Raw genomic sequence first — 12,631 nt, forward strand, 5'->3', positions numbered from 1 at the left:
ATCATGAAATACCTTATCTACCTACTGTCCTTGATGATCCTTCCAGCCCAGGCTGCGCCCGAGCTGAGCATCGGCGCGCTGTATGAATACCTCGACGGCGGCCGCAGCACCGCCCTCAAACGTATCTACAACGGCGGTGACAGCACCGCCTTCGTCAAGGTCATGGTCGCCGAATTGGTGTATGCCGCCGACGGCACCGTCACCGAGGTCGCCATGGACGGTCAGCCCTCGGACCAGCGCAGCCTGGTGGCGAGCCCGGCGCGGCTGATCGTTCCGGCCAATGGCATGCAGCAGGTGCGTTTGCTGTTCCGCGGCGAACGCGACAAGGAACGCTATTACCGCTTGCGTTTCATACCCGTACTGCCGGAGGTCAACGATGGCTTCGGGCTGACATCCGAGGAAGCCGAACAGTACGACGCATCGCTCAAGGCCGGCGTGAACATCCTGGCGGGGTACGGCGCAGTGGTGTTCGTCAGGCCTGCGCAACCCCAGTACGCCACCGAGGTGGTGCACGAGCCCAAACGCTTCATCATTCCGAACAAGGGTAACTCGACGATCGTGCTCGACCACTTCAACGACTGTGATCTGAACGGCAACGACTGCGCGCCGCCCACCAAACACCATGTGCGGCCGACCAAAAGCCTTGAGTTCGAGCGCAAGCCCGGTCGCAATTATCGCTTCGTACTGGAAGAAGGCACGCAGCAGCGGGCGTTCGATTTCAACGGCTGACCGGCCATCCGGCGGTGCGCGCGAAGCCTGTTCGCGCCCACCGGCCAGTGGTCAGATCAGAGATGGGATTCGGCATACTCGGCCAGAATCGACCGCGGTACACCCTGCAGCGTGATGTGCACGCCCTGCGGGAAATCCTTGAAACGCTCCGTCAGGTAGGTCAGCCCCGAGCTGGGCGCCGACAGGTAGGGGGTGTCGATCTGCGCCAGGTTGCCTAGGCAGATCACTTTGGAACCGGCGCCGGCACGGGTGATGATGGTTTTCATCTGGTGCGGCGTCAGGTTCTGGCACTCGTCGATCAGGATCAGGCTTTGCTGGAAACTGCGGCCTCGGATGTAGTTGAGGGATTTGAACTGCAACGGCACCTTGCTCAGGATGTAGTCGACGCTGCCGTGGGTGTTTTCATCCTCCATGTGCAGGGCTTCGAGGTTGTCGGTGATGGCGCCCAGCCAGGGCTCCATTTTTTCCGCTTCGGTACCGGGCAGGAAGCCGATCTCCTGGTCCAGCCCCTGCACGCTGCGGGTGGCGATGATGCGCCGGTAGCGCTTGGTCACCATGGTCTGCTCGATGGCGGCAGCCAGGGCCAGAATGGTCTTGCCCGAACCCGCCGCACCGGACAGGTTGACCAGATGGATGTCCGGGTCCAGCAGGGCGAACAGGGCCAGCGCCTGATAGATGTCGCGCGGCTTCAGACCCCAGGCTTCCTGGTGCAGCAAGGGCTCCTGATGCAGGTCCAGGATCATCAACTCGTCGTCCTTGATGCCCTTGATCCAGCCAACGAAACCCTGCTCGTCGATGATGAATTCGTTCATGTGCACTGACGGCAGCAGCTCGCTCAACTGCACGCGGTGCCAGGTGCGGCCGTGGTCCTGACGGGTCTCGACCTTGCTTACGCGGTCCCAGAACGATCCGGGCACGTTGTGATAGCCGCGAGAAAGCAGCGACACGTCGTCGACCAGCTGGTCGGTACTGTAGTCCTCGGCGGCAATGCCGCAGGCGCGCGCCTTGAGGCGCATGTTGATGTCTTTGGTGACCAGAATCACGCTCAGGTCGGGGTTGCGTGTGTGCAGGTCGATCAGCTGGTTGATGATGATGTTGTCGTTGAGGTTCTGCGGCAACAGGTTCGAAGGTTCGGGACGCTTATCCATCAGGATGGACAGAAAGCCTTTGGTGCTGCCATTGACGCGCATGATCGGCACGCCGGACTCGACCACTGAAGGCGAGGCATCGCCCAGGGTCTTGTCGATCAGACGGATGGCCTGCCGACACTCGGCAGCGACGGTCTGCTTGCCATCCTTGAGTTTGTCCAGTTCCTCCAGGACGGTCATGGGAATGGCGACGTGGTGTTCTTCGAAGTTCAGCAGGGCGTTCGGATCGTGGATCAGTACGTTGGTATCGAGCACATAAAGGATTGGCTGATCGGAAGAGGTGCTGCGTCCTTGTTCATCCATACTCGGTCACCTTTTTGGGAGCCTGACAACGCAATACCTGGACGGTGCTGCGCCGCGAAAAGGCCGCCGGATTCCCACATCAAGGAGCAGGACCTGCGCACAGGTGGAGTGTCTCTGGAAGACGCCACCTGTGATGCAGGGTTCGGCGGTCTGTCTTCGTAATACCGCAAAACCCATGAAGGAAAAAAGCACTTTACGGTTTTTTTGAAGTTTATTTTTCCGTAGTGCGAATAACGCTTGGCGGCTGCAACGCACGCCGTTAGAGTCCGAAGTTGACCCGCCCGTCATCAGACCGGTAAATTTCGCAAAAAACCTGCCAAAGCCCCGTAAAACCTGACGTTTAACGCTTTTGTTCACTGAACGTCGGCGCAGGCTTGCCATTGGATGTCGGTCTGGGCGGTTTCGCGCATCAGCCAGGGCACCGCAGTCTGAGCCTTGGCCAGGCTGTCATGAAACACCACGATCCCCCGTCGCCACAGCAGCATCAGGCTGAGCGTGCGCTCGCCGGCCTGCTGAGCGGTCAGGCGGCTGTCGTCGTCCATCGAATCGATGTTCCACAGCGCCACTTTCAGACCCGCGCCAGCGAAGAACCCACCGCTGTCGACGCGGCGCTGACCGTACGGCGGGCGGAACCAGGCCACGTAGCTGTCGGGCAGATCGCTCTGCAGCAGAGCGATGCTGCGCAGTATCGAGTCCTGCCATTTGTCCCATTGTCCATGGGAAACGTACTGCCAGCCCAGGGTCGCCACGCACTGCCCGGCATACAGCGCCTGCAATTGGGCCACCGAGGTCTTGTCGGCGCGCGCCTGCAGGCTCTGGCCTGGGACGAAGAACGTAGCGCTCAGATCCTGCGCACGCAGGTAGCCGGTCAGCGCATCGGTGGCGCCATCGACCGGGCTGGGGCCGCCGTCGAAGGTCAGCAGGAAGGTGCGGTCGGCAAAGTCATTGCCATCGAATTCCTGTTCCGACACCAGTTGCACTTCACTGGTGGTCTGCGGCGATACGGCGGCCAGGCGCAACAATTCGTTGAGATAGGCCTCGCTGAACACCTGGCCCGGCACGGCAAACCCGGAATAGAAGGACTCGGGCGCGATACCCAGATCGGCCGCCTGGGTGCGCAGATCGCTTTCGCTGTCGATGGCATAGCAGAACGAGGCGTCCTGCTCGCAGCTTTGCTGCGCCAGATCGAAATTGGCCCAGAGCCGCTGCCAGAGTCGCTGGCGCAAGTCGTCGATCGCCAGCAGGTTGATCTGGCGCAGGCCCAGACGTGCGGTCAGCTGTGCTTCGTCCTGGCTTTCACTGGCCAGCAACGAACGGGCGAACAGCAGTATCTGCGCGCGCGAGGCGACATCGAACAGCACCGGCGAGTCGATGCGCTCGGGCCAGTGACTGCGCTCCAGGGTCGCCACCGGCGGCGCGGCGACGGCGGCCTGAGCGGCGCAGAACAGAGCGGCCAGCATCCTTGATACCCAACGCAACGGCGATCTCCTCGATGAAGGGTGCGCGGGCACTATACCGCTGTCATGCCGCGGCGCGTAGCGTGGTGGTGCGCGCGGGCCTTCCCCCACCTCGTTTCTGTGATTACAGTAGGCAATCAACGGCGGTTCAGGAATCACCCTATGCTTCGCTTGGCCCTCGCCGTGCTGATGCTGGCCACGCCCACGGCGTTCGCCGCCGGCAAGGTCAGCATCTTCAACTGGCCCGATTACATGGCCCCCGACACCCTGTCCAACTTCAAGCGCCAGACCGGCATCGACACCCAGTATGCCGTTTTCGACAGCAACGAAACCCTGGAAAAACGCCTGCGCGAATCACCCGCAAAGTACGACGTGATCTTTCCGTCCAACCACTTCATGAATCGGCATATCAGCGCCGGCAATCTCGAGCCACTGGACCGCAGCCGTCTACCCAACTGGAAGTACCTGAACCCTGTCCTGCTGCGCGCCCTGGAGATCAACGACCCCGGCAATCGTTACGGCTTCCCCTACCTTTGGGGCTTCAGCGGCATCGGCTACAACGTGCAGCAGGTCAAGGCCGCTCTCGGCGACGATGCGCCGGTGGATTCCTGGGATCTGGTGTTCAAGCCGGAAAACATTGCGCGCCTGAAGAAGTGCGGAGTCGCCTTCCTCGACATCGGCCCCGAATTGTTGCCCATGGCCCTCAACTATCTGGGACTGCCCTCGCACAGCCAGAATCCGGCCGACTACGACAAGGCGCGCGCGCTGCTGCTGAGCATCAAGCCCTACGTACGCTATTTCGATTCGGTGGAGTACAGCCATCAATTGGCCGAAGGCAAGCTGTGCGCCGTGGTCGGCTTTTCCGGCGATATCCTGCAGGCGCAGACCCAGGCCAGACAGGCCGGCCAGGGCGTCGAGATCGAGTTCACCTTGCCGCGGGAGGGCTCGACCATGTGGTTCGACATGGTCGCCATCCCCGCCGACGCTCCGGACGAAGACGCGGCGTACACCTTTCTCAACTACCTGCTGGACCCCAAGGTCATGGCCAACATCACCAACAGCGTGCACTACGCCAATGGCAACGAAGGCGCCGATGAATGGGTCGACCCTGCGATCAAGGGCGATCTGCGGATCTACCCCAGCGCCGAGGTGATGAGCAAGCTGTTCCTGCTACAGCCAATGCGGGCCGACATCGAACAGCTGCGCACCCGAATCTGGAACCAGATCCGTCACTGAGGCCCTGGCTTGGATCAGTGATGCTCGCGAGTGGCGCGGAATTTCACGTCCGGCCAGCGTTCTTCCATCAGCGCCAGATTGACTCGCGTCGGCGCCAGGTAGGTCAGGTGCCCACCGCCGTCCAGGGCCAGGTTCTCAGCGGCCTTGTTGCTGAATTCCTCGAGTTTCTTCTTGTCGGCACACTCGATCCAGCGGGCGGACCACACGGTGATCGGCTCGTAGGCGCATTCCACCTTGTATTCCTCTTTCAGGCGGCTGGCGACCACGTCGAACTGCAGCACGCCGACCGCGCCGAGAATGATGTCGTTGCTGCGCTCGGGGAAGAACACCTGGGTGGCACCTTCCTCGGCCAACTGCTGCAGCCCCTGGCGCAACTGCTTGGACTTGAGCGGATCCTTGAGCCGCACCCGGCGGAACAGCTCCGGGGCGAAGTGCGGGATACCGGTAAAGCCCAGGCTTTCACCCTCGCTGAAGGTGTCGCCGATCTGGATGGTGCCGTGGTTATGCAGGCCGATGATGTCGCCGGCGAACGCTTCTTCGAGCTGCTCGCGCTCGGAGGAGAAGAACGTCAGGGCATCGCCGATGCGCAGGTCCTTGCCGGTGCGCACATGGCGCATCTTCATCCCCTTCTCGTAGCGGCCCGAACAGATGCGCATGAAAGCGATCCGGTCGCGGTGCTTGGGGTCCATGTTCGCCTGGATCTTGAACACGAAGCCGGAGAATTTCTCTTCCACCGGTTCCACGGTCCGCTCGTTCGCCACCCGCGGCAGGGGGCGCGGTGCCCAGTCCACGACGGCATCGAGCACATGGTCGACGCCGAAGTTGCCCAGCGCCGTACCGAAGAACACCGGCGTCAGCTGGCCGGTCAGGAACTCGTCCTGGTTGAATTCGTGGCAAGCGCCCTGCACCAGTTCCAGTTGCTCGACGAAGCGGTCGTACTCGTCACCCAGGTGCGCACGGGCCTCGTCGGAGTCCAGCTTCTCGATGATCTTCACATCGGTACGCTCATGGCCATGGCCCGGCGTGTAAACGATGATGTAGTCACCCGCCAGGTGGTAGACACCCTTGAAGTCGCGGTAGCAGCCTATCGGCCAGGTGATCGGCGCGGCCTTGATCTTGAGCACCGCTTCGATCTCGTCGAGCAGCTCGATCGGATCGCGAATGTCGCGGTCCAGCTTGTTGATGAAGCTGACGATCGGCGTGTCGCGCAGGCGGCAGACATCCATCAGAGCAATGGTGCGCGGCTCGACGCCTTTACCGCCATCGAGCACCATCAGCGCCGAGTCCACCGCCGTCAGGGTGCGGTAGGTGTCTTCCGAGAAGTCTTCGTGACCAGGGGTGTCGAGCAGGTTGACCATGTGCTCGCGATAGGGGAACTGCATCACCGAGGTGGTGATGGAAATCCCGCGCTGCTTCTCCATTTCCATCCAGTCGGAGGTCGCGTGACGGTCGGACTTGCGCGACTTGACCGTACCGGCCACGGCGATCGCCTTGCCCATCAGCAAGAGCTTTTCGGTGATGGTCGTCTTACCCGCATCCGGGTGGGAAATGATGGCAAAAGTGCGGCGTTTCGCGACTTCGGCGGCCTGTTGAGTCATGGGGGATCGCCTGGCGAGGGATAGAAAATGGGCGCGGATTATAGCCCAGTTCCAACGGTGGGGGCCACTGCGTGCGCCATGGCATTTACCCAGGCTCTGCCTTGGCCGTGCGATATCTACCACCGCGCAGCTGCGCACCCCAGGCAACGTGGTGCCCCCATCGCAGGGCTCGATTCCTTGAAGCCCGCAGCGGTGCCTCTTGCCCCCCGGAGCTGCCAATGACGACCCTACCACTGCCCTGGTTTCACAGCCGCGCGCTGGAACAGCGCTTCCTGCGCCATCTGAACGCTGTATCCCACCCACTCCTGACGCCTGAAGCGGCGCAATGGCTGCGCCAGCTTGCCCAGCCCGAGCGCGATCACCAGGCACACGACGAAGTACGCGTGGATGGCTTGAGCGTGATCACCGCGCAAGGGCATGCCGTCGAATTGCCCTTGAGCATGATGATCAGTACGAGCCAGCAGCCATGGGTGGCGCATTACCACCCGATCAGCGGCTTGCAGCTGTTCGACGACCGACGCCACCTGAAGCGCCACCTGCTTGACCGTTTGACGGGCCCCGATGGCGATGTGGCGCTGAGCTACCTGCACACGCTGGAGGAAAATCGACAGCTGCACCTCGACGGGCTCGACGAGGTACAGGTCACGCTCATGGAGGGTTCAGTGTTCGATACCCTGATGCTGGACATCCAGCATCGACTGAGCGAGCAGTTGCGCGGGTTGCGTCAGTTGTTGCTGGATCAGCCCATTCCCGATGAGCAGGTGACCCGCGGATCCGCCGCCGTCATGGCCAACCGGCTCGCCCACTACTGGCGCGAGGGAGCCGACCAGCCAGCGCTGCCTGCCGAACAGCTGACCCACCAGTTGCGTACGCAACTGATCACCGAGCTTACCCGTTTGCAATGGGACGGCACGCTGCCTGCCGGCGAGCATGATCGGCTCTGGGCCTGGCTTCAGGGCCAGGTACAGCCATCACCTCTTTCCTGCTTCATCCTGCAAGGATCGACTGCCGAAGGTCGCCAGCAGCCTTTGACAAACAGCCTGGTACTGACCGGTGACAGCACCGCGGCTGCGTACTTCTTCAACGCCGCAATGGGGCTGGTGCATTACGCCGACCGTTCAGCACTCCTGGCAGCGCTCACCGATCTGGAGCAGCGTGCTCGGTGGCTCTCCTGCGTGCCGAACGCACAACAGCCGGCCTTCAAGGCACTGCCCATCACCGGCATCGAACTGGTACCCGAGCCTGACTCCTCAGGGGGTTTGCACAGCTACACCCGACGCCTGCTTCAAGTACAGCACTCGGTGTTCTCGGACAGCTCGCCGGCTGCTGCCACGCGAGATATGCATACGCACTGCGAGCAAGCCCTGGCCCTGCATCAGCGGCTGGCCCCGAGCCTGCAAAGGCTGGCCCCGCCCTTCGCCGCTGACCCACGCGACAGCCTGGTCAGCCTGATGCAACTCACCGGTGCGGCGCAAGATGACCTGCAGCAGCCACAGCGCAGGGTGAGCGCGCTGACCGAACTGCACATCCACTACGCCAGCTACCTCGAACGCGGTCCCGACTTGCGCTGGGCCGCGCTTCAAGCCCTGGAGTTGCAACTGGCGAGCATTCTGCCAAACGGACCACCCGCCCGCTCGCTGTACCTCAGCGACCGCAATCGGTCCGCTGCGGCGACGCCTTGGGTCGATAGCCTCTGGACAAACGAGCCCCTTGCTGCTGGCACTAGCTGGCAGGTCGGTACGGTGGTAGCCGAAGGCTCACGTCAGGTGCTGCAGCAGATACCGAGCTTGCTGATCGAGCACATCACCGGGCAAGCACAGCGCAGCCTGTACCGCGAACTGAAAATCGCCTTGGGCCATCGTGAAGCCACTGGGCAGGCCTATCAACGTTCGTTGCGGCGCTCGCTGTTCGGCGTCGAATGGGCACTGTTCAAGCGGAGTCGATCAGTCGCCTCGCCGCTGGTGGAAGCGTTGCTGCGCGGCGACCCGGTACAGGTGTGGCAGCACAAGACCGGTCACCCCGCGCACGCCAATGCCGACGCGCTGATGTTGAGCCAGTCCACTGATGCCAGCGGGGCCGTTGTGATCTGGTCGCGTGAGGTGGGCTTTCAACTGTTCGAGTCTCTCGAGGCCGCGCATCGCAACGCCACGCAATGGTCGCCACGGCCGGCCGAACTGAGCCCTGGGCTGAGCAACTGGACCGCCCTGCCGGGCGATGCACTGAACACCTTGAACAGCCTGGACAGCGAGGACCGGCAACGAACCGCGCTGCAAGCCTATGATCAACTGCGCAACCAGGACTGGCCCGCTGAATCCTTGCCCGACCTGCTACGCGAAGCCATGACCGTGGACAGCCTGCAGCAACAGCTGTATCGCCTGCAAGACATGGCCCGCGGCTTGGTGGCAAAGGCGGCCCTGCCCGTCTGGTTGCAGCAGGCGGCCGTCGAAGATCAGCAGCACTACCTGCGCGCACTGGGGTTGAACCTGCTGGCGAGCCCGGCCGAAGACGACTATCTGTTTGGTGTTCCCGATATCGGCACTTACACACACGGCGTGCTGCAACGCCGGCTGAACCAGGACTTCACGCACGATCGTTTCAACCCCAAGGCGATCTTCATCACCACAGCCCGATACGTGCCGGCCCCGGTAGCGTCGGGAGAAATTCCGTCCGGCATTCCTGCAGCTTCGATCGTGCGACGGCAAACCCTGATCGAATACGCCTTGAACCACTACCGGGACTGGGACGCCGCCGTCACCCGCATCGAGCTGGGTGAAGGGCATGTGGCGCCCGCCGTGCTGGACGCCGACTACTGCCGCCGATTGGTACGAGAGGCCGATGTGGGCGCGCACTACCAGGCGCTGCTCAAGCAGACCTTCGACCCTACGGACCTCGATTATTCTCGACGACTGACGCTGTACGCCCGCCAGCTCCCGGGGCAGCTGCTGGAATGCGCCTGGCGAACTCGGCTCCAGCAAACCCTGCCCCTGCAGGCGGTCGAGCTGATCACTCGCGTGGCCTGCATGCCCGACCCCACTGTGCGACAGCCACTCAACGGCCAACCCGTGTTGGTGACCGCGCTGCAGTTGATTGCCAAGCCGGGAATGAAACCGGACACGGTGCCCGGTTGCTATCTGTTCAGGGCCGGTGAAGAGGGGCCGCTGGTGCTCTACTTGCCTTATGAAGCCACGTACACCTTCCAAGCTTTCGACAGTGGCACCGCCTTGCTCACGGCCCTCGCCGCCGATCCGACCCTGCAGACGCGACTGCTCGCGCGCATGCCGGAAAACCTGCGGCCGCGCTATGCCCATGGCGGCTTCCGCGAGCCGCATCTGGGCCGCACCGGGGACAACGACTTCAATCTGACGCAGAGCACCCGGACAGGCCCGGCATTGGCCTGCAACCCTATCGCCGGTAACGCGCTGCGCTACCTGTTCGTGGAGAACGGTCTGTATCTGCAAGCCCTTGCCGCCACGCAATGGGTCACCGCAGAACAGGTGCGCTGGCAAGCGTTGGTCAATGTGTTGAGCCTGGCTTGGGAGCAGCTGAGCATGTTCCTGCCGGGCAAGGTCGGGCTGGCCGTAGCCGCCTGGCAAACCGAGCTGGCGCTGTTGGACATCGCCCAGAACGTGCCGCAAAACAGCTGGGGGCAAACCTTGGCGCAGTTGACCTGCGCCCTGGTGCAGGGGCTGGCGATCAGTCAGGGAATGGCGCAGCCTGCGCTTCAGGGCAGCGCGCGTGAGTACTTCTGGCAAACCGTGCACAGCGCTCCGGAGTACGGCCTTGCGCTTACGCGCTACGAGGCGCCCACCGAGACCCTGCGCTCATTGACGTTTCAGCCGCCAACGCGCACTTACCTGAACGCCGGCGACCAGACCCACTTCCTCAGCCTCAACGGCAAGGTCTATCGCACTCGTCAGGAGCAGGATCGATGGTACCTGGCCGGGCAGCCTGATGATGACCTTGGCCCCAGGGTGCTGCTGGACGCCGAGCAAACGTGGGTCATCGATCCCGATCAGGACCTCGCCATCAGCGCAGGTGGAGTGCCCAGCAGCCTGGGCAGTCGCCTGGTCCGCTGGTCGCTGAGCCGTAACGAGATCATCATTCATGCCGTGGGCTGCCAGCAGATCCGCCGATTGCGTCCGCACCGTGCCGACATCCTCTACCGAGCCCATCGCGATGCCTTGGGTTATCTGGGCAATGCGCTGGTCAGCCTGCGAACAGCGCGGACCGTCGGCAGCGCAGACGCCCATACCTTGAAAGTGTTCAAGCACTTCTTCGGTGTCGCCCAGGTCACGGCCCTATTGATCGAACGCGTTCAGGAAGTGCTGGAGAAACTGGCCCGGGTCATGGCGTCGCGCGCCTACTCGCCGACGAGTTCGAAACGCTACGTCATGGCAAGCCGCCTGAGCGAGCAATCCTCGGTGGGTATTGCCTTCGTGTCTGTACAGGACCCACAGGGACAGGTGTTTCTGATGGACGATTTCTTCGATTTCGAAACGGCTCGCCTGTTGCCCCTCAAACCGTCCTACACCTCAACGCAAACCGACGCCGTGAGCAAGGCGATGATCCTGTTGCATGAGTTCAGCCATATCGCCTGCGACACCCGGGACATCCGCTACATCGAAGCGGCGACGCCCTATACCGATCGCTTGCGCCCGGGCGTAAGACGAGCATGGCTGGTGCGTCAGCACGACGTGTCGTTCTCCCATCTCACGCCTGCGCGCCAGTTGTTCGTCGTCCGCGATGGCGCTACCGGACAGGTGCGCGATATCCGCAACGAGGACCGCAAAGGGCGCGCTCTGATCCTGCGTCTGGCAGGCTCGCCCGATCTGGACGATGCACGTCGGCGGTTCCAGACCGACGCGGACATTCGCGCGCAGATTCTGTTGAAGAATGCCGATTCGGTGACGCTGTTGATCTATCGCCTGGGAAATCGCACAACCCCCTGACGCGGCTCGCGCCGCTGCTACACAGCCACCCCAATCCCCTGTGGAAGCGGGCTCTACCCGCGAAGGCAGCGCAATCCCGTGTGGGAGCGGGCTCTGCCCGCGAAGGCCGCACTGCGGTGACTCAGACAGGTCGCATTCAACGCCGACGCGGCTCGCGCCGTTGCTACAGGCACCGCAACCCCCTGTAGCCGCGGCGCAAGCCGCGTCAAATGCCCTGGGCAACTCTCCCCCGAACGCCGTCCCACGCAAGCTTTATGGTCATAAAAGGTGGCCAAATGCTGCCTCACTGTGGGAACCTCTCGCGGCACGGAGACGTCCATTCCCTGATTCGCGCTGTCGTCAGGGGCTGCAAAATCAGCAAGTTAGCCTGACGAGGCTGCGCTTATGGCTCGCACCACGCGAGCTGCTATTCGCGTCCTACCTGGGCCGATCGCTCGCCCGAGCGCTCGTCGCAGGCCCGGTAGGCGCCGACTGAAAAAGGAGTCCGCCTGTGGCTAATCGCTATGGCAAAGGGCTGTTAGGGGGCGCGGTTATCGTTGCCGTCCTGGCCCTGCTGGTCCATTGGATCGGCATAAGCACTATCGAGCACTACCGTGAAGACCTGCTGTTCTACCTGCAAGCGCACCTGATTCTGGTGCTGGTATCAATGTTCGCCGCACTGTTGGTGGGCATCCCTGCCGGCGTCGCGCTGAGTAGACCCAGCATGGTCAAGCGCGCCGAACGCTTCATGCAGATCTTCAACATCGGCAACACCATTCCTCCCCTGGCGGTCCTCGCCATCGCCCTGGGCATCCTGGGCATCGGCAGCGGCCCTGCCATCTTCGCGCTGTTTCTCGCCTCCCTGCTGCCCATCGTGCGCAACACCTACGAGGGGCTGAAAAACGTTCAGGGTTCACTCAAGGAAGCCGCCACCGGCATTGGCATGACCCCACGCCAGGTGCTGTTCAAGGTGGAGTTGCCCAATGCCGTGCCGATCATCGTCGGCGGTGTACGCGTGGCGCTGGCGATCAACGTGGGCACCGCGCCCCTGGCGTTCCTCATCGGCGCCAACAGCCTGGGCAGCCTGATCTTCCCCGGCATCGCCCTGAACAATCAGCCGCAGCTGCTGCTGGGCGCCGCCTGCACCGCGCTGCTGGCCTTGATCCTGGACGGCATCGTGACCCTGGTCAGCCGCCTCTGGCTTGAACGCGGATTGACTCGCTGAGCGAAGG

7 protein-coding genes are annotated in these 12,631 nt (G+C 62.8%); 4 read left to right on the plus strand and 3 right to left on the minus strand.

The window, feature by feature from the left end:
• Positions 1–3 precede the first annotated feature (3 nt).
• A complete protein-coding gene (locus QMX89_RS17600) occupies positions 4–729 on the plus strand; it encodes a molecular chaperone (RefSeq protein ID WP_282349199.1) in 726 nt (241 codons plus the stop codon).
• A gap of 56 nt (positions 730–785) precedes the next feature.
• On the opposite strand, the gene QMX89_RS17605 is transcribed toward QMX89_RS17600, so the two are convergent.
• Positions 786–2,180, minus strand: a complete 1,395-nt coding sequence (locus QMX89_RS17605) for a PhoH family protein (RefSeq protein ID WP_049861807.1) — start codon at positions 2,178–2,180, stop codon at positions 786–788.
• Between the two features lie 353 nt (positions 2,181–2,533).
• The gene (locus tag QMX89_RS17610; RefSeq protein WP_282349200.1) at positions 2,534–3,640 is read right to left on the minus strand and encodes a polysaccharide deacetylase family protein; all 1,107 of its coding nucleotides are present in this window, start codon (positions 3,638–3,640) and stop codon (positions 2,534–2,536) included.
• A 159-nt stretch (positions 3,641–3,799) separates the two neighbouring features.
• Between QMX89_RS17610 and QMX89_RS17615 the strand changes: the two genes are divergently transcribed.
• A complete protein-coding gene (locus QMX89_RS17615; protein WP_282349201.1) occupies positions 3,800–4,873 on the plus strand; it encodes a polyamine ABC transporter substrate-binding protein in 1,074 nt (357 codons plus the stop codon).
• Between the two features lie 14 nt (positions 4,874–4,887).
• Here the strand turns inward: QMX89_RS17615 and QMX89_RS17620 are convergent, their stop codons facing one another.
• Positions 4,888–6,471 (minus strand): peptide chain release factor 3, encoded by a 1,584-nt coding sequence (locus tag QMX89_RS17620; RefSeq protein WP_049861804.1) that lies wholly within the window; start codon positions 6,469–6,471, stop codon positions 4,888–4,890.
• Between the two features lie 218 nt (positions 6,472–6,689).
• Here QMX89_RS17620 and QMX89_RS17625 point away from each other — a divergent pair, with 218 nt between their 5' ends.
• Both QMX89_RS17625 and QMX89_RS17630 read left to right on the plus strand, forming a co-directional pair.
• On the plus strand, positions 6,690–11,420 hold the full coding sequence (locus tag QMX89_RS17625; RefSeq protein WP_282349202.1) for a DUF6543 domain-containing protein: 4,731 nt from the start codon (positions 6,690–6,692) through the stop codon (positions 11,418–11,420).
• 490 nt (positions 11,421–11,910) lie between these two features.
• Positions 11,911–12,624, plus strand: coding sequence for an ABC transporter permease (locus QMX89_RS17630; RefSeq protein WP_049861802.1), 714 nt, complete (start codon positions 11,911–11,913; stop codon positions 12,622–12,624).
• Positions 12,625–12,631: the final 7 nt, after the last annotated feature.

The sequence above is a fragment of the Pseudomonas sp. PS01301 genome (genome assembly GCF_029960215.1).
Classification (GTDB): Bacteria; Pseudomonadota; Gammaproteobacteria; order Pseudomonadales; family Pseudomonadaceae; genus Aquipseudomonas; species Aquipseudomonas coleopterorum.